Below are 26,067 nucleotides of genomic sequence, written 5' to 3' on the forward strand. Positions count from 1 at the left end.
CGCGGCATACCATCGACGGCAGACCCTCCCACACTGCATGATCGTCGTGTGACGCTTCACACCGAAGGGAACCTGTGAACAAGGACGACGAGAGCGGCGAGCGCCCCCGCCCGCGGTCCGGCCCGGACGGAGCCCCCACTCCCGAGAGCGGAAGACCGCAGCGGTCCCAGGAAGGCGGCGGCATCCTGATGGGCCGCGTCTTCGGCGTGCCCGTGTATGTCGCCCCCAGCTGGTTCCTGGTCGCCGCCCTCATCACCTGGGTCTTCGGCGGCCAGATCGAGCGGGTCCTGCCCGAGCTGGGCAACGCCCGCTATCTCGTCTCGCTGTTCTTCGCGGTCGCCTTCTACGCCTCCGTCCTGGTGCACGAGCTGGCGCACACCGTCGCCGCGCTCCGCTTCAAGCTCCCCGTGCGCCGCATCCAGCTCCAGTTCTTCGGCGGCGTCTCCGAGATCGAGAAGGAGTGCGAGACCCCCGGCCGCGAGTTCGTCCTCGCCTTCGTCGGCCCGCTGCTCTCCCTCGTCCTCGCGGGGGTCTTCTACGGCGCGATGTACGCCGCCGAGCCCGGCACCGTGCCCGGGGTGCTGCTGGCCGGCCTGATGATCTCCAACCTGATCGTCGCCGCCTTCAACCTGCTGCCCGGCCTCCCGCTCGACGGCGGCCGGATGCTCCGGGCCGTCGTCTGGAAGATCACCGGCAGGCCGATGAGCGGCACCGTCGCCGCCGCCTGGGTCGGCCGCGCGCTCGCCGTCACCGTCCTCATCGGCCTCCCGCTGCTCACCCACACCGGGGCCCTCGGCACCTCCGCCCGCGAGATCAGCGGCCTGGAGACCGTGATGGACGCGCTGCTCGCCGCGATCCTCGCCGCCATCATCTGGACCGGCGCCGGCAACAGCCTGCGGATGGCGCGGCTGCGCGAGCACCTCCCCGAGCTGCGCGCCCGCACCCTCACCCGGCGCGCCGTCCCGGTCGAGCCCGCCACCCCGCTCTCCGAGGCGCTCCGCCGCGCCAACGAGGCCGGGGCCCGCGCCCTCGTCGTCGTGGACGGCCAGGGCGAGCCCCGGGCGCTGGTCCGCGAGACGGCCATCGTCGGCGTCCCCCAGCACCGCCGCCCCTGGGTCGCGGTCGGCGGCCTCGCCCAGGACCTCACCGAGGGCATGCGCGTCCCCGCGGACATCGCGGGCGAGGCGCTCCTGGACCGGCTGCGCGCCCACCCGGCCACCGAGTACCTGGTGGTCGAGGACTCCGGCGAGATCTACGGCGTGCTGTCCACGGCGGACGTCGAGCGGGCCTTCGTCCAGGCCATGGCACGGCCCGGTTCCTGAAGCCCATACACTGGTCACATGTCCGAACCGACCGGTGCCGCCCGCCGTCGCGGGCCCTTCGAGGTCGGGGACCAGGTCCAGCTCACCGACCCCAAGGGACGCCACTACACGTTCACGCTCGAGGCCGGGAAGAATTTCCACACCCACAAGGGTTCCTTCCCGCACGACGAGCTGATCGGTGCTCCCGAGGGCAGTGTTGTCCGTACCACGGGAAACGTCGCCTATCTCGCGCTGCGCCCCCTGCTCCCCGACTACGTCCTGTCCATGCCCCGCGGCGCCGCCGTGGTCTACCCCAAGGACGCGGGGCAGATCCTGGCCTTCGCCGACATCTTCCCCGGCGCGCGCGTCGTGGAGGCGGGGGTGGGCTCCGGCTCGCTCAGCAGCTTCCTGCTCCGCGCCATCGGGGACGACGGCATGCTGCACTCCTACGAGCGCCGCGAGGACTTCGCCGAGATCGCCCGGGGCAATGTCGAGCGGTACTTCGGCGGCCCGCACCCCGCCTGGCAGCTGACCGTCGGCGACCTCCAGGACAACCTCACCGACACCGACGTCGACCGGGTCATCCTGGACATGCTCGCGCCCTGGGAGTGCCTGGAGGCCGTCTCCAAGGCCCTCGTCCCGGGCGGCATCCTCTGCTGCTACGTGGCCACCACCACCCAGCTCGCCCGCACCGTCGAGTCCATCCGCGAGATCGGCTGCTACGCCGAGCCGCAGCCCTGGGAGTCGATGATCCGGAACTGGCACGTGGAGGGCCTCGCGGTCCGGCCCGACCACCGGATGATCGGGCACACCGGCTTCCTGGTCACCGCCCGCCGCCTCGCCGACGGCGTGGAGCCCCCGATGCGCCGCCGCCGCCCCGCCAAGGGCGCGTACGGCGAGGACTACGAAGGCCCCAACAAGGGCTGACGCCCCCGCAGGACCCCAACGCGACGGCGCCGCCGCCCCGTTCCCGCCACCGGCGCGGAACTGGACGGCGGCGCCGCCATGTTCGCCCCGCACCCCGTGTTCCGCCGCCCTGTGACGTGTGGCACGATGCTGGCCACCCCCGCCGTACCGCTCCACGGGAGGCACTCCGCGTGCAGACCTCCGCCCTTCCGGACCTCGCCCACACCCGCGCCCGCCCGGTCCACTGGCTCGCCACCGCCGCCGCCATGGCCGCCGTGGTGGCCGGCGCCGCGCTGCTGCAGCCCGGGGCGGCCACCGCCTCCCCAACGGCCGGGATCCGGACAACGGCGGCCCCCGCACCGGCCCCCGACCCGGCGGCGGTGACCTACCCCCTGGACTGCGCCGGGGCGCCGAGCGTGGTGGCCCGGCGGGCGACGGGGGACATCGACGGCGACGGGCGGCCCGAGACGGTCGTGGCGGCGCACTGCCGCGCGGGCTCGGGGACCCCGCCGAGCGGGGTGTACGTGCTCGCCCGCGGCTCGGGGGCGGGGGCGAAGGCCCGGGTGGTGGCCACCCTGGTGGAGCCCGCCGAGCGGCGGTCCGTCAGCGCGCTGACCGTACGGGACGGTGTGGTCGGCGCCACACTGCTCGGCTACTCCTCGCGCGAGGTGCCGAGCTGCTGCCCCGATCTGCGCGAAACGGTCAAGTGGCGGTGGCAGGGGGCGAAGTTCGTCCGCTCCGCCGCCGGTGCCATGGGTGCGTGAACGGTCACTCCGCGTCAGGTCCGTATACCTCGACCCTGTCCGAAACGCGCCGTACGTGAATGCAGTCGCCCGGGCACTCCTTGGCGGAGTCGACGACGTCCTGGAGCAGGGGCAGCGGCACGGGCGTGGTGGCGCCCGGGTCCTGGAGCAGCTCGTCGTCGCCGCTCTTCACATACGCCAGGCCGTCGATGTCCAGCTCGAAGACCTCGGGGGCGTACTGCGCGCAGATGCCGTCGCCGGTGCAGAGGTCCTGGTCGATCCAGACCTCCAGGGCCTCGCCGGCGCCCGTGCTCGGAGCCTCGTGCTGCACGGTCATATTCCTGCCTCTGGTGTGTAAGTCGGGCCAACCCTGACGGGTGTTGACCACTCCGACGATACAACCGCCCGCTTTCAAGTGTTGATGGGTGGGTATCCCCCTGGTGCGAGGGAGAGCGCAAGGGTGAAGATCGGACACACCTCGAGAGTCTTTGTGATCTAGGGGTTTCAATCATCACCCGCCCAGGTAGGGTCAGGAAGCGTCCAGCTCCCCTTGGAGGAGGTGAGGACCGTGGCAGCCCACGACGACGACATCAACCGCGGCATCCGGCCGGGGCGGGGGTCTGAAGACCCCGCCGGCCAGGTTGCCTATCTCGAGCAGGAAATCGCCGTCCTGCGACGCAAGCTCGCCGACTCTCCGCGTCACACGAGGATTCTCGAGGAGCGGATCGTCGAGTTGCAGACCAATCTGGCCGGCGTGTCCGCACAGAATGAGCGTTTGGCCAACACGCTCCGTGAGGCCCGCGACCAGATCGTGGCCCTCAAGGAGGAGGTCGACCGGCTCGCGCAGCCGCCGGCCGGCTTCGGTGTCTTCCTGCAGGCGAACGAGGACGGCACCTGCGACATCTTCACCGGGGGCCGCAAGCTCCGGGTGAACGTCAGTCCCAGCGTCGAGCTCGACGAGCTCCGGCGCGGCCAGGAACTGATGCTCAACGAAGCGCTGAACGTGGTCGAGGCCATGGCGTTCGAGCGCGCCGGGGACATCGTCACCCTCAAGGAGATCCTCGAGGACGGCGAGCGCGCCCTGGTGATCGGGCACACCGACGAGGAGCGGGTGGTGAGGCTCGCCGAGCCGCTGCTGGACATCACCATCCGCCCCGGCGACGCCCTGCTGCTCGAGCCCAGGTCGGGCTACGTCTACGAGGTGATCCCGAAGAGCGAGGTCGAGGAGCTGGTCCTCGAGGAGGTCCCGGACGTCGACTACACCAAGATCGGCGGCCTGGGGAACCAGATCGAGCTGATCCGGGACGCGGTCGAGCTTCCGTACCTCTACCCCGACCTCTTCCAGGAGCACGAGCTGCGACCGCCCAAGGGCATCCTGCTCTACGGCCCGCCCGGCTGCGGCAAGACGCTGATCGCCAAGGCCGTCGCCAACTCCCTTGCGAAGAAGGTCGCCGAGGTGACCGGGCAGCCCGCGGGGAAGAGCTACTTCCTCAACATCAAGGGCCCCGAGCTGCTCAACAAGTACGTCGGCGAGACCGAGCGCCACATCCGCCTGGTCTTCCAGCGTGCTCGTGAGAAGGCCAGCGAGGGCACTCCGGTGATCGTCTTCTTCGACGAGATGGAATCCCTCTTCCGCACCCGCGGCTCCGGTGTCAGCTCGGACGTGGAGAACACCATCGTCCCGCAGCTGCTCGCCGAGATCGACGGTGTGGAGGGCCTGGAGAACGTCATCGTCATCGGCGCCTCCAACCGCGAGGACATGATCGACCCCGCGATCCTGCGGCCCGGCCGGCTCGATGTGAAGATCAAGATCGAGCGCCCGGACGCGGAGGCCGCCAAGGACATCTTCGCCAAGTACCTCACACCTTCGCTCCCGCTGCACGCCGACGACCTCACCGAGCACAACGGGTCCAAGGAGGCCGCGGCCTCGGCGATGATCCAGTCGGTCGTGGAGCAGATGTACGCGGAGTCCGAGGAGAACCGGTTCCTCGAGGTCACGTACGCCAATGGCGACAAGGAAGTCCTGTACTTCAAGGACTTCAACTCCGGCGCGATGATCCAGAACATCGTCGACCGGGCGAAGAAGATGGCCATCAAGGCCTTCCTCGACCACAACCAGAAGGGTCTGAGGGTCTCCCACCTCCTCCAGGCGTGCGTGGACGAGTTCAAGGAGAACGAGGACCTGCCGAACACCACCAACCCGGACGACTGGGCCCGGATCTCCGGAAAGAAGGGCGAGCGGATCGTCTTCATCCGCACCCTCGTCACCGGAAAGCAGGGCGCCGACACCGGTCGGTCCATCGACACGGTGGCGAACACCGGTCAGTACCTGTAGAACGCATTCCGGCCGCGGGTCCCCGGGAAATCCCCGCCCAGGGCGGGGGAGGGCATCCGCGGCCGGTTGCTTTCACCGGCAGCGAAATTCGCTCCGGCCACACCCCAGCAATGACGCAATTGATCTCCCCACCAGCGCGGAGGCGTTCTAGGCTCTCTTGCGTACCGCCGAGTCGCGCAGTGCGGGGACGGGCACCGCACACGCACCGGAGAAGCAGCAGCGGTACTTGAGCGCCGTTCCCGGCCGGGGACGCCGCCGGGCAAGGAGGGCCGCATGACCGTACGGCGAGTAATGGGCATCGAGACGGAGTACGGGATCTCCGTCCCCGGCCACCCGAACGCCAATGCCATGCTCACCTCGTCCCAGATCGTCAACGCCTACGCGGCGGCGATGCACCGGGCGCGCCGCGCCCGCTGGGACTTCGAGGAGGAGAATCCGCTGCGGGACGCTCGCGGCTTCGACCTCGCCCGCGAGGCCGCCGACTCCAGCCAGCTCACGGACGAGGACATCGGCCTGGCCAATGTGATCCTCACCAATGGCGCCCGGCTCTACGTCGACCACGCCCATCCGGAGTACAGCGCGCCCGAGGTCACCAATCCGCGGGACGCCGTGCTGTGGGACAAGGCCGGCGAGCGGATCATGGCCGAGGCCGCCGAGCGGGCCGCCCAGCTCCCGGGCGCCCAGCCGATCCACCTGTACAAGAACAACACCGACAACAAGGGCGCCTCCTACGGCACGCACGAGAACTACCTGATGAAGCGGGAGACCCCCTTCTCGGACATCGTGCGCCACCTGACGCCCTTCTTCGTCTCCCGCCAGGTGGTCACCGGCGCCGGCCGGGTCGGCATCGGCCAGGACGGCCGCGAGCACGGCTTCCAGATCAGCCAGCGGGCGGACTACTTCGAGGTCGAGGTGGGGCTGGAGACCACCCTCAAACGGCCCATCATCAACACCCGGGACGAGCCCCACGCCGACGCCGAGAAGTACCGCCGGCTCCATGTGATCATCGGGGACGCCAACCTCTCCGAGATCTCGACCTACCTCAAGCTGGGCACCACGGCCCTGGTGCTGTCGATGATCGAGGACGGCTTCATCACCGTCGACCTCGCCGTCGACCAGCCCGTACGCACCCTGCACCAGGTCTCGCACGACCCCTCCCTCCAGTACCTGATCACGCTGCGCAGCGGCCGGACACTCACCGCGGTGCAGCTCCAGATGGAGTACTTCGAGCTGGCCAGGAAGTACGTCGAGGAGCGCTTCGGCGCCGACGCCGACGACCAGACCAAGGACGTGCTGTCCCGGTGGGAGGACACCCTCAACCGCCTGGAGAACGATCCGATGAGCCTGGCGGGCGAGCTGGACTGGGTGGCCAAGCGGGAGCTCATGGAGGGCTACCGGCGCCGGGACGGCGTGGACTGGGACGCCGCCCGCCTCCACCTGGTCGACCTCCAGTACGCGGACGTGCGCCCCGACAAGGGCCTCTACAACCGCCTGGCGGCCCGTGGGCGGATGAAGCGGCTGCTGGACGAGGAATCGGTCACCCGGGCCCAGTCGAAGCCTCCTGAGGACACCAGGGCCTATTTCCGGGGCCGCTGCCTGGAGCAGTACGCCGACGACGTGGCCGCGGCCTCCTGGGACTCGGTGATCTTCGACCTGCCGGGCCGCGACTCCCTCCAGCGCGTTCCCACCCTGGAACCGTTGCGAGGTACACGCAACCATGTGAAGGAGCTGCTGGACCGCTGCCGCACGGCGGAGGACCTGGTCAGGGTGTTGTCCGGCCGCTGAGCCGGGCCGCGCGGCGGATCCGGAACCGGTCCGGGTACTCGGCCGAAAAGGGCTTGGCCCCGGGATCTCCGGGAATCATGGTGATACTCCCTGGACGCTCACCGTGCAGGGCCGATGTCAGACCGTCCTTGTAGGGTCTGATCTTGAACGACCGAACCAAGCGGGCAAACCGAGCGGGGTGAGGGATATGGCGACCAAGGACACCGGCGGCGGGCAGCAGAAGGCCACACGTTCCACCGAGGAGGTCGAGGAGCAGGCGCAGGACGCGCAGGCATCCGAGGACCTCAAGGAGCGCCAGGAGAAGCTGTCCGACGACGTCGACTCCGTACTCGACGAGATCGACGACGTCCTCGAGGAGAACGCCGAGGACTTCGTGCGGTCCTTCGTGCAAAAGGGCGGACAGTAGCGCTCGTTGTCCCTTCCGGTGCCGCCGGCGAAAGCCGGTGGCACCGGGACGGATGAGCGGCGACGGCACGGGTAAGGTCCGTGCACAGCACGCATGATCGGCCCGGCCGCCGCAGCGGCGGGCCGCCGCCTCATTTCGGAAGGAAACGCGTGGAAGCCAACCCTCGTAGCACCGGGCGTCTGCCGGCAGCCTTCCTGACGCCCGGCTCCTCCTCGTTCATGGACTTCCTGGCCGACCACTCGCCCGAGCTGCTGCCCGGCAAGCGGACCCTGCCGCCCGTGCAGGGGGCGCTCGAGGCGCCGCACGGCACCACCATCGTCGCCGCCAGTTTCCCCGGCGGTGTGGTGCTCGCCGGCGACCGGCGCGCCACGATGGGCAACATGATCGCCCAGCGGGACATCGAGAAGGTCTTCCCGGCCGACGAGTATTCCGCCGTGGGCATCGCCGGCACCGCGGGCCTCGCGGTGGAGATGGTCAAGCTCTTCCAGCTGGAGCTGGAGCACTTCGAGAAGGTCGAGGGCGTCCAGCTCTCCCTGGAGGGCAAGGCCAACCGCCTCTCCACCATGATCCGCAGCAATCTGGGCATGGCCATGCAGGGTCTCGCCGTCGTCCCGCTCTTCGCCGGCTGGGACGTGGACCGCGAGAAGGGCCGCATCTTCAGCTACGACGTGACCGGCGGCCGCTCCGAGGAGAACGGATTCGCCGCCACCGGCTCCGGCTCGATCTTCGCCCGGGGCGCCATGAAGAAGCTCTACCGCGACGACCTCACGGAGCAGCAGGCCATCACCCTGGTCGTGCAGGCGCTCTACGACGCGGCCGACGACGACTCGGCGACGGGCGGCCCCGACGTGGCCCGGCGGATCTACCCGATCGTCACGGTGATCACCGACGAGGGCTTCCGGCGGCTCACCGAGGCCGAGTCCTCCGAGACGGCCCGCGCCATCCTGGACCGCCGCCTCGAACAGCCCGACGGCCCGCGCGCCGCCCTGCTCTGATGTTTGCCCACCTGAAGAAAGGGACGGATAGCCGGTGACGACGCCGTTCTATGTCTCGCCCGCCCAGGCCATGCAGGACCGGGCGGAGTACGCCCGCAAGGGCATCGCCCGTGGACGCAGCCTGGTTGTGCTGCAGTACGCCGACGGCATCGTCTTCGTCGGTGAGAACCCGTCCCGCGCGCTGCACAAGTTCAGCGAGATCTACGACCGCATCGGCTTCGCCGCGGCCGGCAAGTACAACGAGTACGAGAACCTGCGCATCGGCGGCGTGCGCTACGCCGACCTGCGCGGATACACCTACGACCGCGACGACGTGACGGCCCGCGGCCTCGCCAACGTCTACGCCCAGACGCTGGGCACCATCTTCTCCAGCGCCGGCGAGAAGCCGTACGAGGTGGAGCTGGTCGTCGCCGAGGTGGGCACCTCCCCGGAGGGCGACCAGATCTACCGGCTGCCGCACGACGGGTCGATCGTGGACGAGCACGGCTCGGTCGCGGTCGGCGGCAACGCCGAGCAGATCAGCAGCTTCCTGGACCAGCGGCACCGGGACGGGATGTCCCTCGCCGAGGCCCTGAAGCTCGCGGTGCAGGCCCTCTCCCGGGACACCAACGGCGGCGAGCGGGAGATCCCCGCCGAGCGGCTGGAGGTGGCGATCCTGGACCGCACCCGCCCGCAGCAGCGCAAGTTCCGCCGGATCGTCGGCCGGCAGCTCTCCCGCCTGCTGGAGGCGGAGGCCGCCGCGACCACCCCGACCGACGCGCCCTCGGACGAGGAGCCGGAGGAGTAGGGGCCGATCGCCTCCACGGTGCCCCGGACCGCCACTCGCGCGGTCCGGGGCACCGGCGTCTCCCGGCGGCTCGGGAGCGGCCCCGGCGGCGCCCCGCCGGGACCGGGACCCAGGGCGGCCGGGCCGCCCCGGCGGCCTCAGCGGCCCGGGGGCGGGCCCGAGGAGCCGCGGGGCATCAGGGTGACCGGGAGGTCGCCGCGCTCCGGGGGACGCCCGGCCAGGACGTCCAGGAGGGCGGCCATCCCCCGCTCCCCGATCCGCTCGGCGGGCAGCCGCACCGTGGTCAGCTCCGGCTCCACCGCCGTGGCCAGCGCCAGGTCGTCGAACCCGGTCACCGACACGTCCTCCGGGACCCGCAGCCCCAGCCGCCGCACCGCCTTGCAGGCGCCCGCCGCCACGATGTCGTCGTCGCAGACGAGCGCGGTCGGACGCGGCCCCGGAGCGGTCAGCGCCCGCTCGGCGGCCTCCCGGGCACCGTTCACCTCCAGCGGCGCCGGGACGGTCGTGACGGTGACGCCGTCGAGGCCGCCCAGCCGGGCCGCCAGCGCCCTCTTCCGTACGTCGAAGGTCCACGACGGCACGGCCGACGCCAGGTGCGCGAACCGCCGGTGACCGAGCGCCAGCAGATGGTCCGTCACCTGCCGCATCCCGTCCGCGATGTCGAGGTTCACCCGCGCGGCGGCGCCGCCGTCCGACGGGTCGCTGTCCAGCATCACCAGCGGCAGGTCGGTGCCCCGGATCGCCCCCAGCGCCCCGGCGGCCATCGAGGAGGCGATCACGCCGTCCAGCGCGGCCCGCGCCGAGGCGAAGGGGTCCCGCGCGGGGCCGACGCCCTCGGGGGAGGGGTAGAGCACCACCCCGAACCCGTGCCGGGCCGCCACGGCGGCGGCGCCGGTGTAGACGCGGGCGAAGAACTCGTTGGTGAGCGCGGGCACCACCAGCAGCGCGGTCCTGGTCCGGCCCAGGCGGAGGTTGCGCGCCGCGAGGTTGGGCCGGTAGCCCAGCTCCCCGGCGGCCCGGCGCACCAGGCCGGCCGTGCGCTCCGAGACCCGGCCGCGCCACTTGTCGCCGAGCACCAGGGACACGGTCGCCTGCGACACCCCGGCGGCCCGGGCGACGTCCCGGCTGGTGGGCCGCGCGGCGGCGGGCGGCCCGGGTGCGGGCCGCTCCGGCTCCGCGGACTGCTCGGGCCGCTCGGCCCGCCGGGGCTGCTCACGCTGCTCGGAGTGCTCGGAGTGCTCGGAGTGCTCCGGCTGCTCCGGCTGCTCCGGCAAGGGGTGGGGGACCGCTGGGTCCGGGTGGTGCACCTACGCCTCCGGTTCGGTGATCACGCCCGCGGGGCTGGACCCGCCGGATGCCGTCATGGTACGTATGACGCAGGACGTTATACGTAAAACCTCGGCCACGGCCGGGGGAGAGGGGCAGCACATGGCCGCCGCATCCGGCGGGTACGCCGACCTCCTGAAGGCCCCCCACGCCGCCAGGCTGCTCATCGGCACCCTCATAGGACGCCTCCCCAACGGCACCGGACCCATCGCGATCATGGTGTTCACCCGCGCCGAGGGCGCCAGCTACAGCCTGGCCGGCGCGCTCGCCGCGGTGTACGGCGTCGGCAACGCCGTCGGCCAGCCCCTCCTCGGCCGCGCCGTCGACCTGTACGGCCAGCCCCGCGTCCAGCTCCCCGCCGCCCTGGTCTCCGCGCTGGGCATGGCGCTGCTCGTCGCCACCGGGACGGAGCCCCTGCTCCTGACCTACCTGGCCGTCGCCGTCGCCGGACTGTTCACCCCGCCCCTGGAGGGCGGCCTGCGCGCGCTGTGGCCCCGCGTCCTCGGCGGCGAGGAGCGGGTGCACCGCGCGTACGCCATGGACGCCGTCGCCCAGGAGATCATGTTCACCGTCGGGCCCCTGATGGTCACCCTGCTGGTGTCCCTCTGGTCGCCCGCCGCCGCCGTGCTCCTCATCAACGCCGTGGGCGTGCTCGGCGCGCTGTCCGTCGTCCTGTCCGAGCCGTCCCGCACCTGGCGCTCCGCCCCCCGCGAGGCCCACTGGCTCGGCGCCCTGCGGTCGCCCGGGCTGCTCGCCCTGCTCGGCTCCTTCTTCTTCGTGGGCCTCGCCATGGGCTCCATCACGGTCGCCGGCATCGCGTACGCGGAGGACCACGGCAACGAGTCCGTGTACGGCTGGCTGATGGCCGCCCTCGGCCTGGGCGCCCTCGTCGGCGGCGTGGTCTACGGCGCCCGGCACTGGGCGGGCGCCCCGGAGCGCCGGCTGCGGCTCCTGGTGGGCCTGCTGGCGCTGGGCTACCTGCCCCTGACGCTCACCCCGGGCGTGGCGGCCATGACCGCACTCGCGGCCCTCGCGGGCGTGTTCCTGGCGCCCGCCATCGCCTGCGCGTTCATCGTCGTGGACCGGCACGCCCCGCGCGGCACCGTCACCGAGGCGTTCTCCTGGCTGGTGACCACCTTCGGCGTGGGCGCCGCCGCCGGAACGGCCGTCGCCGGCCCGGTGGTCCAGCACTCCGGGACCGTCGCCAGTTTCGCCGTCGCCCCGGCCTCCGGATTCCTCGCCCTGCTGGTCCTCATGGCCACCCAGCGGGTGCTGGGAGTTCCCCGCCGCGGCGCCCCGCACCCGGGAGAAGTGGTGGCGGCATCGGAAAATGATCGAAACGGTGCGGACGAACCCGGTTTCAGCGCACGCCATCAGGCGTAATGTTCAGTCATGGACCGCCGCATTTTCGGGCTGGAGAACGAGTACGGCGTCACGTGCACGTTCAGGGGACAGCGCCGACTGTCTCCTGACGAAGTGGCGCGCTACCTCTTCCGCCGTGTCGTGTCATGGGGCCGCAGCAGCAATGTCTTCCTGCGGAACGGCGCCCGCCTCTACCTGGACGTGGGTTCGCATCCGGAATATGCAACTCCCGAATGCGACAACGTGACCGAACTGGTCACCCACGACAAGGCCGGCGAGCGCATTCTCGAGGGCCTGCTCGTCGACGCCGAACGCCGCCTGCACGAGGAGGGAATCGCGGGCGACGTCTACCTCTTCAAGAACAACACCGACTCGGCGGGAAACTCCTACGGCTGCCACGAGAACTACCTCGTCGCGCGCCACGGTGAGTTCTCGCGGCTCGCGGACATCCTCATTCCGTTCCTCGTCACCCGGCAGCTGCTGTGCGGCGCGGGGAAGGTGCTCCAGACCCCCCGGGGCGCCGTCTACTGCGTCAGCCAGCGCGCCGAGCACATCTGGGAGGGCGTCAGCTCCGCGACGACCCGCTCCCGGCCCATCATCAACACCCGCGACGAACCGCACGCCGACGCCGAGCGGTACCGCCGGCTGCACGTCATCGTCGGCGACTCGAACATGTCCGAGACGACCATGCTGCTGAAGGTCGGCGCCACCGACCTCGTCCTGCGCATGATCGAGGCGGGCACCGTCATGCGCGACCTCACCCTGGAGAACCCCATCCGGGCCATCCGCGAGGTCAGCCACGACATCACCGGCCAGCGCAAGGTCCGCCTCGCCAGCGGGCGCGAGGCGTCCGCCCTGGAGGTCCAGCGGGAGTACTACGAGAAGGCCGCGGACTTCGTCGACCGGCGCGGCATCCGCACCGGCACCGTGGCCCAGGTCCTGGAGCTGTGGGGCCGCACGCTGGACGCCATCGAGGAGGAGGACCTCGACCGCATCGGCACCGAGATCGACTGGGTCATGAAGTACAAGCTGCTGGAGCGCTACCGCGCCAAGCACAACATGACCATGTCGCACCCGAGGGTCGCGCAGATAGACCTCGCCTACCACGACATCCACCGCCGCCGCGGGCTCTACTACCTGCTGGAGAAGAAGGGCCAGGCGGCCCGGGTGTGCAACGACCTGAAGATCTTCGAGGGCAAGTCGGTGCCCCCGCAGACCACCCGGGCCCGGCTGCGCGGCGACTTCATCCGCCGGGCGCAGGAGCAGCGGCGGGACTTCACCGTCGACTGGGTGCACCTCAAGCTCAACGACCAGGCGCAGCGCACCGTGCTGTGCAAGGACCCCTTCCGGTCGGTCGACGACCGGGTGGAGAAGCTGATCGCCGGCATGTGACCGGCGCTCCCGGGCCCCGGCCCCGGGCGCTCACGGGCCACCGGACCGCAAGGTCCGGCCCCGGTCGCCCGGCGGACCGGGGCTTCGCCGTGCCCGGCGGCGGACAGCGGGGCGGGGGACGGCGGGGGAGCGGGTGGGGCCGCGGTGCGGGAGTGACGTACGGGACGGGGCGAGAGCGGCGTACGAAAGTGGCGTACGGGAGTGGCGTACGCGACGGGAGGGAGTCGGGCGCCGGACCGGGGCCCGGCGGCATAGCGGGGGCGTGCGTTGCTCGTGCGACGGCTGCCGCACGCCGTAGAGTCACGCCCTAGAGTGACGCGGCACCCTCGCGCACTCGCTCGCGAAGACCCACCGATCCCGCGATCACGACCGAGATCCCGACCAAGATACGAGGCATTCCGTGCGCCGTCGCTCCCTCCTTCTCGCCGTCCCCGCCGGCCTGCTCACCCTCGCGGGCTGCGGCGACGACAAGTCCGACAAGGCCAAGACCGACGAGAGCCCGTCCACCTCGCCCGAGCCCTCCGCCAAGATCGTGGACGGTCCGCTGCCCGCCATCACCGCGGGCACCGCGTTCGGCAAGAAGCCGACCGTCGCCAAGGGGCCCGGCAAGCCGTCCGCCGACCTCGCGGTGAAGACGGTCATCGCGGGCAACGGGCAGACGGTGGCCAAGGGCGACTTCCTCCAGTTCGACTACCTCGGGCAGATCTGGGACACGGCCAAGGTCTTCGACAACTCCTACGACCGCGGCGTGCCGCTGACGGCGCGCATCGGCGCCGGCCAGCTCATCCCCGGCTGGGACATGGCGCTGCCGGGCAAGAAGACCGGCAGCCGGGTCGAGCTGGCGATCCCGCCGGCCCTCGGCTACGGCAGCCAGGGCAACCCGCAGGGCGGGATCAAGGGCACCGACACCCTCGTGTTCGTCGTGGACATCCGCGGCACCTTCAACGGCAAGAGCTCCGCCAAGGGCCGCGAGGTCGCCCAGGACAACATCGACCTGCCCAAGGTCGGCACCAACACCGACGGAGCCGCGCCCTCCATCGACGTACCGAAGAAGCCCGCGCCCAAGAAGCTCGTGGCGAAGTACGTCCTGGAGGGCGACGGCCCGGCCGTCAAGCCCACCGACAAGCTGCTGCTCCAGTACAAGGGCGTGCTGTGGGACGGCGGCAAGGAGTTCGACTCCAGCTACAAGGGCGGCGAGCTGGCCGAGTTCCCGCTGCAGAGCCTGATCAAGGGCTGGCAGCAGGGGCTCGCGGGCAAGAAGGTCGGCAGCCGTGTGATGCTCGTGGTCCCGCCGGAGCTGGGCTACGGCGCCCAGGCGTCCGGGGACATCCCCGCCAACTCGACCCTGGTCTTCTCCCTCGACATCCTCGCCGTGATGTAAGACTGTCCCGGTTGATCAGTACATCGTTTGAGGAGCACTGTTTTTCGTGAGCATCGACAAGCCCGAGATCGACTTCCCGGAGGGCCCGGCCCCGACCGAGCTCCAGATCGAGGAGATCTGGGAGGGCGACGGCGCCGTGGCCAAGGCCGGTGACATGGTCAAGGTCCACTACGTGGGCGTGGCCTTCTCCACCGGCGAGGAGTTCGACGCGTCCTGGAACCGGGGCACCCCGCTCCAGTTCAAGCTCGGCGCCGGCCAGGTCATCGCGGGCTGGGACCAGGGCGTGCAGGGCATGAAGGTGGGCGGCCGTCGCAAGCTGACCATCCCCGCGCACCTCGCCTACGGCGACCGCGGCGCCGGCGGTGGCCGCATCGCGCCGGGCGAGACGCTGATCTTCGTCTGCGACCTGGTCTCCGTCTGACCGGTCACCCCGAGGGCCCGTGCCGCGCGGCACGGGCCCTCCGCATGTCCGCGCGCAGCAGGCACCGGTTCGCAGCGCGGGCGCGCGGTGCATGTCCGCGATCCGGCGCGACTTTTGCCGCGACACCCCGGGGCGGTACGTTGAGCGGGAAAAGTGACTCCGGGTGACTCCATAAGAAGAGGTGCGGGGCGTCGATGGCCATTGCCAAGGCCGAGCGGCTGATGAATCTGGCGCTGTGCCTGCTGGGGACCCGCCGCCCGCTCAGCAAGCGGGAGCTGCGCGGCTCGATCGAGGCCTACCTGGAAGCCGGCTCCGACGACTCCTTCAACCGCATGTTCGAGCGCGACAAGGACGATCTGCGCGAGCTGGGCCTGGTCATCGAGACCGTGGAGAACCTGGACGGCGACACCGGCTACCTCGCCCGCCGCGACTCCAACCGGCTGCCCCCGATCCAGCTCGACGCCGAGGAGGCCGCCGCACTCGGCCTGGCCGCCAAGGTCTGGCAGCAGGCCCGCCTGGCCGGCGCCGCCAGCGGAGCCCTCCAGAAGCTGCGCGCCGCGGGGATGCCCGAGGCGGAGGACCCCTACGACATCCCGCACAGCGCCCTCGAACCGCGCATCCCCGTGCACGAGGCGGCCTTCGAGCCGCTGATGCTCGCGTGCCGCGACCGGCGTCCCGTGGTCTTCGAGTACCGCAAGGCCAACGCCGCCCGCCCCGAGGCCCGGCACGTCGAACCCTGGACGCTGGAGTGCTGGCGCGGCCACTGGTACCTGGCCGGCTGGGACCGGGGGCGGGGCGCCGAGCGGGTGTTCCGGCTCTCCCGGATCACCGGCCGGGTCCGCTCCCGGGCCGGTGCCTTCACCGCCCCCGTACCGGACGTGTCGACCGTGCGCGAGACCGTCGAGAGCTGGGCCGGGGAGACGGCCACCCGTTCCGCGCGGATCCGGCTGCGCGCCGGCTGCGGCTACCCGCTGCGCGCCCGCGCCCTGTCGGTGCGCGAGCTGGGGGACGGCTGGGACGAGCTGGAGATCCCGTACGGGCACGGCCTGGACGCCTGGCTGGTGGAGTTCGGCCCGGACGTCGTCGTACAGGAACCGGCCGATCTGCGGGCCGACGTGGTGGACCGGCTGCGCGCCGTGGCCAAGGGCTGAGGGGTACGGGAGACACGATGGCCGCGAACGCGATCGACCAGACCAGGCGGATGCTGTCCCTGGTGACCTACCTGCGCGAGCGCCCCGGCGCCCATGTCGGGGACGTCGCCCGGGCGTTCGGCATCACCGAGGACGAGCTGATCTCCGACCTCGACGTGCTGCCCATGTGCGGGACCAGCTTCCGCGGCGGCGACCTGCTCGACATCGACACCGACGGCGAGCAGATCTGGTGGCACAACCCCGACGACGTCGCCGAACCGCTGCGGCTCGCCGCCGACGAGGCGACCGCGCTGCTGGTCGCCGCGCGGGCCGTCGCCACCCTGCCCGGGCTGCGCGAGGGCGACCGGGAGGCGCTGCTGCGCGCCACCGCCAAGCTGGAGGCGGCGGCGGGCGAGGCGGCGGGCGCCAGCTCCCGGCTGTCGGTGACCTTCGAGTCCGAGGGCGGGGTCTTCGCCGAGGTCGACCGCGCGATCTCGGAGCGGCGCCGGCTGTGGCTGCGCTACTACTCGCCCGCGCGCGACGAGCTGACCGAGCGGGAGGTGGACCCGATCCGGCTCTTCGCGGTCGGCCACACCTATATGGAGGCGTGGTGCCGGCTGTCGGAGGCGCGGCGGACCTTCCGCCTCGACCGGGTGGCCGAGATCCGGCTGCTGGACGAGCCGTCCGCGCCGCCCGAGATCGAGCTGCGCGACCTGTCCGAGGGCCTGGTGCACCCGTCGGCGGACGACCCGGAAGTGGTGGTCGAGGTGGGGCCCGGCGGGCGGTGGGTGGCCGAGTACTACCCGCACGACCAGGCGGAGGAGCTGCCCGACGGGGGCCTGCGCATCACGCTGCGCACCCCGGACCCGGCGTCGCTGCGGCGGCTCGCGCTGCGGCTGGGCCAGGACGGCCGGATCGTGTCCCCGCCGGAGCTGGCGGAGAGCGCCCGGCGGGCCGCGTGCGAGGCGCTGGCCGCGTACGACGCGCACGGACAGGTCTGAGGCTCCGAGGACTGGGACTCCAGGGAATTGAGGGAATTGTCCGTGATGCCGGGAATCGCCGCGCCATCGACCGGTCCGGTGCTCTTCAAGGCCGCCTGCCCCGACTGCCAGTCCGGCGTCGAGCTGGCGGCCGGCTCCCTGCGCCTCGCCATCGGCGCCAGCCGCCGGACCACCTTCTACTCCTTCACCTGCCCGGCGTGCGGCGCCGCGGTGCGCAAGCCCGCGGGGGAGCGGATCGTGGAGCTGCTCACCGGCGGCGGGGTCCGGACGCTGCGCCTCCACTCCACGCTCTGAACCTCCGGGCGTCGTCTAGGCTCTCCGCATGTTCTGGCCCATGCTCGCCATCGCCCTGGGTTTCCTCGGGATCGCCGTCCTCGGCGTCCTCGGCATCCGGGTGTTCATCGAGGCCCAGCGCCTCGGCCGTCAAGTGACGCACACCACACAGCGGATCAACCGCGCCGCCGAGGACCTGGAGCGGGCGGCCACCGATCTCGCCCGTACCGGCGACGCCTTGAGGTGACGCGGGCGGTCTCCTCCAGCCGGTGCGCGAGCGGTACGCTGCTGGTCGAGGGCGGGTGCCCGAGGCGCCTGCCCGGAACGCGGAGTATGCACAGGGATTGCCCGACGTTTACCCGTGCGAGTTACGATCCTTGCAGCATGGGGCTGGACAGCCGTCCGGTCGCAGAGGTAAGTCCCACTCCCCCAGCCGCCTCGGTGAGAAGGAAGTCGCACATGATCGGCAATCTGAAGCCCCTCGAGATCGTTCTGATCATCGTAGTGATCCTGCTGCTCTTCGGCGCCAAGAAGCTTCCGGAGATGGCGCGTTCGCTGGGCAAGTCGGCGCGCATCCTCAAGAGCGAGGCCAAGGCCATGAAGAAGGACGACGCCGAGTCCGCCCCGGCGTCCACCACGGACCAGGCCGCTCAGCAGCCCGCCCCGCGCACGATCCAGGCCGCGCCCGGCGACGTGAGCAGCGCCCGCCCGGTCGCCGAGCAGAACACCACCAAGAGCTGACGCACACGCGCTGACGGCTGCCGCACTCGCACGAGACAAGGGAAGTGGGTTGCTCAAGTCTGCCCGCAAGCGGGAGAAGGACGACGAGGGGCGGATGCCCCTTGTCGATCATTTGCGTGAACTGCGGAACCGGCTGCTGAAGTCCGTCATCGCCGTCGCCGTGGCGGTGATCGTCGCGGCCTTCTTCCAGAAGGCCATCTTCGAGTTCCTGATGGAGCCGATCCTGGAATCGGTCGGCTGTACGGGCGGAAAACTCGTCACCAGTGACGGACGGCCGTGCGCCGACATGACCACCAACGGTCTGCTGTCGCCGTTCACCATCGCGCTCAAGGTGGCGCTGATGGCGGGCGTGCTGGCGGCGACCCCGGTCTGGCTCTACCAGCTCTGGGCCTTCGTCGCCCCCGGTCTGCACCGGCAGGAGAAGCGCTACGCGCTCGGCTTCGCGGCTGTCGGCGTCCCGCTCTTCCTCCTCGGCGGATGGGTCGCGTACACGATCCTTCCGCAGACGGCCGAGATCATGCTGAGCTTCACGCCCGAGGGCGCGAAGAACCTGATCCCGCTCGACTCCTACCTCGACCTGATCACCCGCATGGTGATCGTCTTCGGCCTGGCCTTCGAGCTGCCCCTGCTGCTGATCCTGCTGAACTTCACGGGTGTCCTCACCGGGCGGCGGATGCTCCGCTGGTGGCGCGGCATGATCATCGGCCTCACCGCCTTCGCCGCGATCGCCACCCCGGGCGGCGACCCGCTCTCGATGATCCTGCTGGCCGGCCCGCTGGCCGTCCTCTACTTCATCGCGGTGGGCGTGTCCCTGCTCAACGACCGGCGCCGGCAGTTCCGGAACCCGGACCGCGGCCTCTCCGACGACGAGGCGTCCGCGCTGGACCTCACCCCCGAGGCGGTCGGCGCCGTGGAGCCGGTGTCCGCCGCGCCCGCGCTGCCCGAGCAGGCGGACGGCGGCCGGCGGCGGGTGAACGGCAGCGGCTACGACGACGTGACGTGACGTGACCTGACGTGATTTGACCTGACCCGACCGGTGCTGCGGCGGCGCGGCGGCCGGTGGCGAGAGGCCCTCCAGGCGTCCTGGAGGGCCTCTCGCCGTTGGCGCCGGGTGAGGGGCCGGTCACGGAACGACGAGGTGATTAAAGATCGGCTGACTGTCAGTGCCGACGGGTAGGCTCGACAACAAGATGACAGAAGAACTCACACCCGCGGAGGCGTACGCGGCCGCCCGGCGCCGTGCCGCCGAGGAGGCCACCGCGTTCGCCCCCTTCCGTGCCCTGTACGACTTCGAGCTGGACCCGTTCCAGATCGAGGCATGCCGGGCCCTCGAGGCCGGCAAGGGAGTACTCGTCGCGGCACCCACCGGCTCGGGCAAGACCATCGTCGGTGAGTTCGCCGTGCACCTCGCCCTGACGCAGGGGCGCAAGTGCTTCTACACCACGCCCATCAAGGCGCTCTCCAACCAGAAGTACGCCGACCTGGTCAGGCGGTACGGGGCCGACAAGGTCGGCCTGCTCACCGGGGACAACAGCGTCAATTCCGAGGCGCCCGTGGTCGTCATGACCACCGAGGTCCTGCGGAACATGCTGTACGCGGGCTCCCAGTCCCTCCGCGGCCTCGGGTACGTGGTGATGGACGAGGTGCACTACCTCTCGGACCGGTTCCGCGGAGCCGTCTGGGAAGAGGTGATCATCCACCTCCCCGAGTCCGTGACGCTGGTGTCGCTCTCCGCGACCGTGTCCAACGCCGAGGAGTTCGGTGACTGGCTCGACACCGTCCGTGGCGACACCGAGGTGATCGTCTCGGAGAGCCGGCCCGTACCGCTCTGGCAGCACGTCCTCGCCGGGCGGCGGATCTACGACCTGTTCGAGGAGGAGACCGACCACGGCGGTCGCGGCTCCTCCCGGCGGGAGGTCAACCCCGACCTGGTCCGCCTGGCCCGCATGGAGAACTCCCGCCCCTCGTACAACGGCCGGGACCGGCGGCGCGGGCGCGAGGCCGACCGGGAGCGCGAGCGCCGGCAGCGCTCGCGGATCTGGACGCCCGGCCGCCCCGAGGTCATCGAGCGGCTGGACGCCGAGGGGCTGCTGCCCGCGATCACCTTCATCTTCAGCCGGGCCGGCTGCGAGGCCGCCGTACAGCAGTGCCTGTACGCGGGCCTCCGGCTCAACGACGAGGACGGGCGCGCCCGCGTCCGGGAGATCGTCGAGGAGCGCACCGCCTCCATCCCCACCGAGGACCTGCACGTCCTCGGGTACTACGAGTGGCTGGAGGGCCTGGAGCGGGGCATCGCCGCGCACCACGCCGGCATGCTGCCGACCTTCAAGGAGGTCGTGGAGGAGCTGTTCGTCAAGGGCCTGGTCAAGGCCGTGTTCGCCACCGAGACCCTGGCGCTCGGCATCAACATGCCCGCCCGGTCCGTGGTGTTGGAGAAGCTCGTCAAGTGGAACGGCGAGCAGCACGCCGACATCACCCCCGGCGAGTACACCCAGCTGACCGGGCGCGCCGGGCGGCGCGGCATCGACGTCGAGGGCCACGCCGTGGTGCTCTGGCAGCGCGGCATGGACCCCGGCCACCTCGCCGGGCTGGCCGGCACCCGGACGTACCCGCTGCGCTCCAGCTTCAAGCCCTCGTACAACATGGCGGTCAACCTGGTCGACCAGTTCGGCCGGCACCGCTCCCGCGAGCTGCTGGAGACCTCGTTCGCGCAGTTCCAGGCGGACCGGTCGGTGGTCGGCATCTCCCGCCAGGTCCAGCGCAACGAGGAGGGCCTGGAGGGCTACCGCGAGGGCATGACCTGCCACCTCGGGGACTTCGAGGAGTACGCGCGGCTCCGCCGCGACCTGAAGGACCGGGAGACGGAGCTGGCCAAGCAGGGCGCCGCGCAGCGCCGGGCCGCCGCCGCGACGTCCCTGGAGCGGCTCAAGCCCGGTGACGTCATCCACGTACCGACGGGCAAGTTCGCCGGTCTCGCCCTGGTGCTGGACCCGGGCCTGCCGGCCGGCCGCTCCAACGGGCACCGCGGATTCGACCACCACGACGGCCCCCGCCCGCTGGTGCTCACCGCCGAACGGCAGGTCAAGCGGCTGGCGTCGATCGACTTCCCGGTGCCCGTCGAGCCGCTGGAGCGGATGCGCATCCCCAAGTCGTTCAACCCGCGCTCCCCGCAGTCGCGGCGCGACCTCGCCTCGGCGCTGCGCACCAAGGCCGGGCACATCGCGCCCGAGCGGCACCGCAGGGGGCGCTCCGAGGCGGCCGACGACCGCGAGATCGCCCGGCTGCGCACCGCCCTGCGCGCCCACCCCTGCCACGGGTGCGACGAGCGTGAGGACCACGCCCGGTGGGCCGAGCGGTACCACCGGCTCCAGCGCGACACCCGGCAGCTGGAGCGGCGCATCGAGGGCCGGACGAACACCATCGCCCGCACCTTCGACCGCATCGTGGCGCTCCTGACCGAGATGGACTACCTGCGCGAGGACGAGGTCACCGAGCACGGCAAGCGCCTCGCCCGGCTCTACGGCGAGCTGGACCTGCTCGCCAGCGAATGCCTCCGCGACCGCGTCTGGGAGGGCCTCAACCCCGCCGAACTGGCCGCCTGCGTCTCGGCGCTGGTCTACGAGGCCCGGCAGTCGGACGACGCGGTGGCGCCCAAGGTGCCGGCCGGCCGCGCCAAGGAGGCGCTGGGCGAGATGGTCCGCATCTGGGGACGCCTCGACGCCCTGGAGGAGGAGTTCCGGATCAACCAGGCCGAGGGCGTGGGCCAGCGCGAGCCGGACCTCGGCTTCGCCTGGGCCGCCTACCAGTGGGCGTCCGACAAGGGCCTGGACGAGGTGCTGCGCGAGGCCGAGATGCCGGCGGGCGACTTCGTCCGCTGGTGCAAGCAGGTCATCGACGTGCTGGGCCAGATCGCGGCCGCCGCGCCCCGGGAGAACAGCACCGTCGCCAAGAACGCCCGCAAGGCGGTCGACGCGCTGCTCCGGGGCGTCGTGGCCTACAGCTCGGTGGGCTGACCCGGCGCCTGTCGTACGCCGACGGCCCGGCCGGCACCTTGAGGGGTGCCCGGCCGGGCCGTCGCCGTCAGCAGAGGCGCGGGTCCGGGCTGCCGGCGGCGACCGCGAGCGCCTCCGCCATCGCGGTCAGGTCCGGCGCCCGCAGCACACGGTCGCCGAAGCCGGGCAGCGGCACGTGCAGCGCGGCCGTCCACCGCTCCGGGACGGCGCCCGCCCCGTACACCGCGCCCGCCAGCATGCCCGTGACGGCCGCGACGGTGTCGGTGTCACCGCCCAGGTCGACGGCCGCCGCGAGGGACCCCTCGAAGGAACCGGTGGTCCGCAGCGCCCAGAGCGCCGACCCCAGGCACGGCCAGACGGCGCCGTTGAACTCGGTGGCCGCGTCCGGGTGCCAGTCCGGCGCCAGCACCGTCGCCCAGCGGGCCCGGTGGGCGGGGTCCACCTGGGTCAGGGTGCCCGGGACGGCCGCGAGCGGATCACCGCCCGTGAGGGCTGCGCGTATCAGCTCGTGCAGCACGGCCGTCCCCTCCCAGGCCGCCGCGTCGCCGTGGGTGAGCGCGGCGATCCGCCGGGCCGCCGCCATCGTGCCGTCCCGCCCGGCCGCCGCGAAGTACACGGCGGAGGTGGCCGCCCGCATCAGTGAACCGTTGCCCGCCGCACATCTCACCGGCGCCGTCGGGGAACCGGGCGGAGTACGCGCCGGGCGGACCGAACTCGAAGGGCGCGCTGAGCGCGTCCCCGACGGCGGAGCCGAGCACGGCACCGGCCGCGCGGTCCGGGCGGGAGGGGCCTGTCATGGGGGCAGCCTAGGCAACCGGCCGGACGTCCCGGGGGCGCTGGGCGGGGGCGGAGACCAGCGAGGGCGCCGGGGGCGCCGGGGGAGTGGGCCCGGGGCGGCGCAGCGCCACCCAGGCCGCCGCCCCGGTGAGCGCGGTGATCAGCACGGCGCCCGTGAGCGTCGCACCGCCCGGGCGGATCAGGGGCTCGCCCCGCAGGGCCCCCCAGGTCAGCAGGGCCAGGACCGCCGCGTACGCCGCCGAGGCCACCAGCACCAGGCGCAGCCGGACCCGCTCGTCACGCAGCGGGGCGAAGCGCGGCGCCAACGCCAGCAGGGCCAGGAGCAGGAGCGGGAGCAGCTGAAGGGCGTGCATCCCTACGAAGTGCGGGATCCGCAGGTCGCCGCCGGTCGTGGACCAGCCCGTCAGCGGCATGCCGGGCCCGCCGTCCGGCACGCCCACGCTGTGCGCGCCGACCGTCGGCGACGCGCCGCGCCGCTGCCCGGGCGCGGGTCGCGTCATCAGGAACCCCAGCCCCGCGCCGGCCAGCGCGAGGACGGCACCCAGCCGGACGGCCCAGGCGGTGGCGCGGTCCGCGAGCGTGCCCCGGAACAGCAGCACGGCCAGGACCAGCGACGCGGTCCACAGGACGACCACGGTCACCGCCATCGCGTCGTACAGGCCCGAGTCGAAGGGCGTCTCGTGGTTGAAGTGGCTGCGCCGGCCGCGTACCACCTGAGTGGTGATCAGCACCATCTCCGTCGCGCTCGCCGCCGCGACGACCGTCCCGGCCCACCAGCCCGCCCTGCGGAAGCGGGGCGGCAGCAACGACAGCATCCACGCCAGGGACAGGCAGTAGGCGACGAACGAGAGGGAGAACTTCAGCGGTTTGGCCCAGATCGGCGCGCCCACGAGGACGCGGTCGTCGAGGGCGAGCCCGGCCGCCGAGACGACGGCGAGGAGCGCCATCGCGGCGGAGAAGACGGTTAACGGCCGGTGCAGACCGAGGAGTCGGCCGGAAGCGGAAGACGCAAAGGGCGCGGTAGGCATGGCAGGAACCCCCGTCGATGTATGGATAGCGGAACTGTCTGCTATCTGATAGCCCGACTATCTATGATGGCGGGAGTGTTGGCAAGGGTGTTCCGGAGCTTGGGGAGGGCGAACGCGCGGTGCGCATCGGTGAGTTGAGTCGCAGGACCGGGGTGTCGGTGCCGACGGTCAAGTACTACGTACGGGAGGGGCTCCTCCCGGCGGGCCGGCTGAGCAGCCCCAACCAGGCCAGCTACGACGCCTCGCACGAGCGCAGACTGCGGCTGATCCGCGCCCTGATGGACGTCGGCGGGCTCTCGGTGGCCGGTATCCGGGACGTCCTGGACGCCGTCGACGACGCGGAACGGCCGGTGCACAAGGTGCTGGGGGAGGCCGCCGACCGCCTCGCCGCGCGCCGTACCGGCGAGCCCGACGCCGAGTGGGAGTCCGCCCGGGACACGGTCGCGGAGCTGGTCGGCCGGCGCGGCTGGCGGGTCGGCCCGGCCGGGCCGCAGACCGAGGCGCTCGTCGGCGCCCTCGCCGCGCTGCGGCGCGTGGGGCACGAGGGGTTCGAGATGCTGCTCGACGACTACGCCGACGCGGCGGAGCGGATCGCCGAGGCGGATCTCGGGTACGTCGCGCGCAACAGCAAGCGCGACGCCCTCGTGGAGAGCGCGGTCGTCGGAACGGTCCTGGGCGACGCGATCCTGAGCGCCCTGCGTCGCCTCGCCCATGTCGACGCGTCCGCCCGCGCTTTCGGCGAGGCCCAAGGGGGCGCGGACCGGGACGGTGCTCCGGGTGGAGAGGGGGCGGCTGAGGGGGAGTGAGGTGCGGGCCGGGGGTGCTCCCGAGGGCGGTCACGCGGCGAGAGTGGGTGCGCGGGGGTGGGTGCGCGGGGGTGGGTGCGCGGTGCGCCCGGGGCGGTTACGCCGGGGGCGGGTGCGCGGGGGTGGGTACGCGGTGCGCCCGGGGCGGTTACGCCGAGGGGCGGGTGCGCGGTGCGCCTAGGTAGACCCGGCCGCCCCCGCCCGGGCGCCCGCCCCGGGCCCCGGCGCCCCATATGGCGCCCGCGCCGTCGAAGCTACGCGGCCGTCGGCGGGGTTTCCTGCTCCCGCTCCACCTGGTCGTTCCAGTCGCGCTTGATCGCCCGCCACGCCTCGTCCGTCTTGCCCAGGCGCCAGTAGCCCGAGATCGACAGGCGCTCGCGCGGGACGCCGCGCTCCAGGCGCAGGTGGCGGCGCAGCTCCTTGACGAAGCCCGCCTCGCCGTGGACGAAGGCGTGCACGTCACCGGGGCGGAAGTCCAGCTCCCGAACGGCCGTCAGGAGTGCGTCACCGACCGGGCGTCCGGCCCGGGGGAGCCAGCGCAGCTCCACACCCGGCGGGACGGAGATCTTCTGCTCGTCGTCGGCCGACTCGACCTCGATGAAGGCGTGCCCCACGGCATCCTCCGGCAGGTGCTCCAGCGACGCGGCGATCGCGGGCAGCGCGCTCTCGTCGCCCACCATCAGGTGCCAGTCCGCCGCCGCGTCCGGCGCGTACCCACCGCCCGGGCCCAGGAAGCGCACCGTGTCGCCCGCCCGCGCCCGCGCCGCCCACGGCCCGGCGAGCCCCTCGTCGCCGTGGACCACGAAGTCCACGGTGATCTCCCCCTGCGCACGGTCCCAGGCGCGCACCGTGTACGTCCGGGTCGTCGGCCACTGCTCGCGCGGGAACTCCGCCCGGATCTGCTCCATGTCGAAGGGCTCCGGGTACGTCACCCCGTCGGGCGCGAAGAGCAGCTTGATGTAGTGGTCGGTGTACTCGTCCGCGGCGATGCCGGCCGGGCCCTCGCCGCCGAGGACGACGCGCACCATGTGCGGCGTGAGCCGCTCGGTGCGTACGACGCGCGCCTCGTGCGCCTTGGGTGCCTTGCGGGCCGGCTGTTCCGCCACGGTGGTCTCCCGGGAAACTAGTTGCTTAGGC

General features: G+C 72.1%; 24 protein-coding genes and 1 pseudogene. 20 read left to right on the forward strand and 5 right to left on the reverse strand.

Translation table 11 applies throughout. The features are described 5' to 3' along the window. Positions 1–74 precede the first annotated feature (74 nt). The 3 genes from ACF08D_RS26480 (at position 75) to ACF08D_RS26490 (ending at position 2,971) form a co-directional block, all read left to right on the forward strand. Positions 75–1,322 carry a site-2 protease family protein gene (locus ACF08D_RS26480; protein ID WP_392225906.1) on the forward strand — a complete coding sequence of 416 codons (1,248 nt, stop codon included), beginning with the start codon at positions 75–77 and terminating at the stop codon, positions 1,320–1,322. Between the two features lie 18 nt (positions 1,323–1,340). After that, positions 1,341–2,228: a tRNA (adenine-N1)-methyltransferase gene (locus ACF08D_RS26485; RefSeq protein ID WP_392225908.1), complete on the forward strand. Its 888-nt coding sequence runs from the start codon at positions 1,341–1,343 to the stop codon at positions 2,226–2,228. 170 nt (positions 2,229–2,398) lie between these two features. Next, positions 2,399–2,971 carry a hypothetical protein gene (locus tag ACF08D_RS26490; protein ID WP_392225910.1) on the forward strand — a complete coding sequence of 191 codons (573 nt, stop codon included), beginning with the start codon at positions 2,399–2,401 and terminating at the stop codon, positions 2,969–2,971. 4 nt (positions 2,972–2,975) lie between these two features. Here ACF08D_RS26490 and ACF08D_RS26495 read toward each other — a convergent pair whose 3' ends face one another. After that, the gene (locus ACF08D_RS26495) at positions 2,976–3,287 is read right to left on the reverse strand and encodes a ferredoxin (RefSeq protein ID WP_392225912.1); all 312 of its coding nucleotides are present in this window, start codon (positions 3,285–3,287) and stop codon (positions 2,976–2,978) included. Between the two features lie 231 nt (positions 3,288–3,518). Between ACF08D_RS26495 and arc the strand changes: the two genes are divergently transcribed. The 5 genes from arc (at position 3,519) to prcA (ending at position 9,258) form a co-directional block, all read left to right on the forward strand. After that, on the forward strand, positions 3,519–5,285 hold the full coding sequence (gene arc, locus ACF08D_RS26500; RefSeq protein WP_392225914.1) for a proteasome ATPase: 1,767 nt from the start codon (positions 3,519–3,521) through the stop codon (positions 5,283–5,285). A 273-nt stretch (positions 5,286–5,558) separates the two neighbouring features. After that, a complete protein-coding gene (gene dop, locus ACF08D_RS26505) occupies positions 5,559–7,070 on the forward strand; it encodes a depupylase/deamidase Dop (protein WP_392225916.1) in 1,512 nt (503 codons plus the stop codon). A 187-nt stretch (positions 7,071–7,257) separates the two neighbouring features. After that, positions 7,258–7,476, forward strand: coding sequence for a ubiquitin-like protein Pup (locus tag ACF08D_RS26510; RefSeq protein WP_016325855.1), 219 nt, complete (start codon positions 7,258–7,260; stop codon positions 7,474–7,476). A 149-nt stretch (positions 7,477–7,625) separates the two neighbouring features. Beyond that, complete coding sequence (gene prcB / locus ACF08D_RS26515; protein WP_392225918.1) at positions 7,626–8,471, forward strand: proteasome subunit beta; 846 nt, start codon at positions 7,626–7,628, stop codon at positions 8,469–8,471. A 34-nt stretch (positions 8,472–8,505) separates the two neighbouring features. Continuing rightward, entirely contained in the window at positions 8,506–9,258 is a 753-nt protein-coding gene (prcA, locus tag ACF08D_RS26520) for a proteasome subunit alpha (protein WP_392225920.1), read from the forward strand. A 137-nt stretch (positions 9,259–9,395) separates the two neighbouring features. Here the strand turns inward: prcA and ACF08D_RS26525 are convergent, their stop codons facing one another. After that, positions 9,396–10,532 carry a LacI family DNA-binding transcriptional regulator gene (locus ACF08D_RS26525; RefSeq protein WP_392225922.1) on the reverse strand — a complete coding sequence of 379 codons (1,137 nt, stop codon included), beginning with the start codon at positions 10,530–10,532 and terminating at the stop codon, positions 9,396–9,398. Positions 10,533–10,686: 154 nt separating this feature from the next. Between ACF08D_RS26525 and ACF08D_RS26530 the strand changes: the two genes are divergently transcribed. The 11 genes from ACF08D_RS26530 (at position 10,687) to ACF08D_RS26580 (ending at position 22,298) form a co-directional block, all read left to right on the forward strand. After that, positions 10,687–11,967, forward strand: a complete 1,281-nt coding sequence (locus tag ACF08D_RS26530; protein WP_392225923.1) for an MFS transporter — start codon at positions 10,687–10,689, stop codon at positions 11,965–11,967. Between the two features lie 9 nt (positions 11,968–11,976). Beyond that, complete coding sequence (gene pafA / locus ACF08D_RS26535) at positions 11,977–13,338, forward strand: Pup--protein ligase (protein WP_392225925.1); 1,362 nt, start codon at positions 11,977–11,979, stop codon at positions 13,336–13,338. 400 nt (positions 13,339–13,738) lie between these two features. Further along, positions 13,739–14,719 (forward strand): FKBP-type peptidyl-prolyl cis-trans isomerase, encoded by a 981-nt coding sequence (locus ACF08D_RS26540; RefSeq protein ID WP_392225927.1) that lies wholly within the window; start codon positions 13,739–13,741, stop codon positions 14,717–14,719. Between the two features lie 46 nt (positions 14,720–14,765). After that, a complete protein-coding gene (locus ACF08D_RS26545; RefSeq protein WP_392225929.1) occupies positions 14,766–15,140 on the forward strand; it encodes an FKBP-type peptidyl-prolyl cis-trans isomerase in 375 nt (124 codons plus the stop codon). A 194-nt stretch (positions 15,141–15,334) separates the two neighbouring features. Then, positions 15,335–16,291, forward strand: a complete 957-nt coding sequence (locus ACF08D_RS26550) for a helix-turn-helix transcriptional regulator (protein ID WP_392225931.1) — start codon at positions 15,335–15,337, stop codon at positions 16,289–16,291. 17 nt (positions 16,292–16,308) lie between these two features. Beyond that, complete coding sequence (locus ACF08D_RS26555) at positions 16,309–17,271, forward strand: helix-turn-helix transcriptional regulator (protein ID WP_392225933.1); 963 nt, start codon at positions 16,309–16,311, stop codon at positions 17,269–17,271. Positions 17,272–17,316: 45 nt separating this feature from the next. Continuing rightward, positions 17,317–17,565 carry a hypothetical protein gene (locus ACF08D_RS26560; RefSeq protein ID WP_392225934.1) on the forward strand — a complete coding sequence of 83 codons (249 nt, stop codon included), beginning with the start codon at positions 17,317–17,319 and terminating at the stop codon, positions 17,563–17,565. Positions 17,566–17,593: 28 nt separating this feature from the next. Then, positions 17,594–17,791, forward strand: coding sequence for a hypothetical protein (locus ACF08D_RS26565; protein ID WP_392225936.1), 198 nt, complete (start codon positions 17,594–17,596; stop codon positions 17,789–17,791). A gap of 212 nt (positions 17,792–18,003) precedes the next feature. Then, the gene (tatA, locus tag ACF08D_RS26570; protein ID WP_392225938.1) at positions 18,004–18,285 is read left to right on the forward strand and encodes a Sec-independent protein translocase subunit TatA; all 282 of its coding nucleotides are present in this window, start codon (positions 18,004–18,006) and stop codon (positions 18,283–18,285) included. A gap of 49 nt (positions 18,286–18,334) precedes the next feature. Then, positions 18,335–19,288, forward strand: coding sequence for a twin-arginine translocase subunit TatC (tatC, locus tag ACF08D_RS26575; RefSeq protein ID WP_392225940.1), 954 nt, complete (start codon positions 18,335–18,337; stop codon positions 19,286–19,288). Between the two features lie 187 nt (positions 19,289–19,475). Beyond that, a complete protein-coding gene (locus ACF08D_RS26580) occupies positions 19,476–22,298 on the forward strand; it encodes a DEAD/DEAH box helicase (RefSeq protein ID WP_392225942.1) in 2,823 nt (940 codons plus the stop codon). A 67-nt stretch (positions 22,299–22,365) separates the two neighbouring features. Here the strand turns inward: ACF08D_RS26580 and ACF08D_RS26585 are convergent. Next, positions 22,366–23,095: pseudogene (locus ACF08D_RS26585) on the reverse strand (ADP-ribosylglycohydrolase family protein). A gap of 9 nt (positions 23,096–23,104) precedes the next feature. After that, positions 23,105–24,043 carry a hypothetical protein gene (locus ACF08D_RS26590; protein WP_392225944.1) on the reverse strand — a complete coding sequence of 313 codons (939 nt, stop codon included), beginning with the start codon at positions 24,041–24,043 and terminating at the stop codon, positions 23,105–23,107. A 200-nt stretch (positions 24,044–24,243) separates the two neighbouring features. On the opposite strand from ACF08D_RS26590, the gene ACF08D_RS26595 reads away from it, so the two are divergent. Beyond that, complete coding sequence (locus ACF08D_RS26595; protein WP_392225946.1) at positions 24,244–24,930, forward strand: MerR family transcriptional regulator; 687 nt, start codon at positions 24,244–24,246, stop codon at positions 24,928–24,930. A 254-nt stretch (positions 24,931–25,184) separates the two neighbouring features. On the opposite strand, the gene ACF08D_RS26600 is transcribed toward ACF08D_RS26595, so the two are convergent. Then, entirely contained in the window at positions 25,185–26,036 is an 852-nt protein-coding gene (locus ACF08D_RS26600) for a siderophore-interacting protein (protein ID WP_392225948.1), read from the reverse strand. Between the last annotated feature and the right edge of the window lie 31 nt (positions 26,037–26,067).

It is taken from the genome of Streptomyces sp. NPDC015131 (assembly GCF_043079975.1).
Classification (GTDB): domain Bacteria; phylum Actinomycetota; class Actinomycetes; order Streptomycetales; family Streptomycetaceae; genus Streptomyces.

What these genes read in the sequence shown, in the direction of transcription:
- ACF08D_RS26560 (WP_392225934.1), top strand. Translation starts at nt 17,317, where the DNA reads ATGCCGGGAATCGCCGCGCCATCGACCGGTCCGGTGCTCTTCAAGGCC.
- ACF08D_RS26565 (WP_392225936.1), top strand. Translation starts at nt 17,594, where the DNA reads ATGTTCTGGCCCATGCTCGCCATCGCCCTGGGTTTCCTCGGGATCGCC.
- ACF08D_RS26550 (WP_392225931.1), top strand. Translation starts at nt 15,335, where the DNA reads ATGGCCATTGCCAAGGCCGAGCGGCTGATGAATCTGGCGCTGTGCCTG.
- tatA (WP_392225938.1), top strand. Translation starts at nt 18,004, where the DNA reads ATGATCGGCAATCTGAAGCCCCTCGAGATCGTTCTGATCATCGTAGTG.
- ACF08D_RS26580 (WP_392225942.1), top strand. Translation starts at nt 19,476, where the DNA reads ATGACAGAAGAACTCACACCCGCGGAGGCGTACGCGGCCGCCCGGCGC.
- ACF08D_RS26555 (WP_392225933.1), top strand. Translation starts at nt 16,309, where the DNA reads ATGGCCGCGAACGCGATCGACCAGACCAGGCGGATGCTGTCCCTGGTG.
- ACF08D_RS26530 (WP_392225923.1), top strand. Translation starts at nt 10,687, where the DNA reads ATGGCCGCCGCATCCGGCGGGTACGCCGACCTCCTGAAGGCCCCCCAC.
- dop (WP_392225916.1), top strand. Translation starts at nt 5,559, where the DNA reads ATGACCGTACGGCGAGTAATGGGCATCGAGACGGAGTACGGGATCTCC.
- ACF08D_RS26510 (WP_016325855.1), top strand. Translation starts at nt 7,258, where the DNA reads ATGGCGACCAAGGACACCGGCGGCGGGCAGCAGAAGGCCACACGTTCC.
- ACF08D_RS26495 (WP_392225912.1), bottom strand. Translation starts at nt 3,287, where the DNA reads ATGACCGTGCAGCACGAGGCTCCGAGCACGGGCGCCGGCGAGGCCCTG.
- ACF08D_RS26485 (WP_392225908.1), top strand. Translation starts at nt 1,341, where the DNA reads ATGTCCGAACCGACCGGTGCCGCCCGCCGTCGCGGGCCCTTCGAGGTC.
- pafA (WP_392225925.1), top strand. Translation starts at nt 11,977, where the DNA reads ATGGACCGCCGCATTTTCGGGCTGGAGAACGAGTACGGCGTCACGTGC.
- ACF08D_RS26590 (WP_392225944.1), bottom strand. Translation starts at nt 24,043, where the DNA reads ATGGCGCTCCTCGCCGTCGTCTCGGCGGCCGGGCTCGCCCTCGACGAC.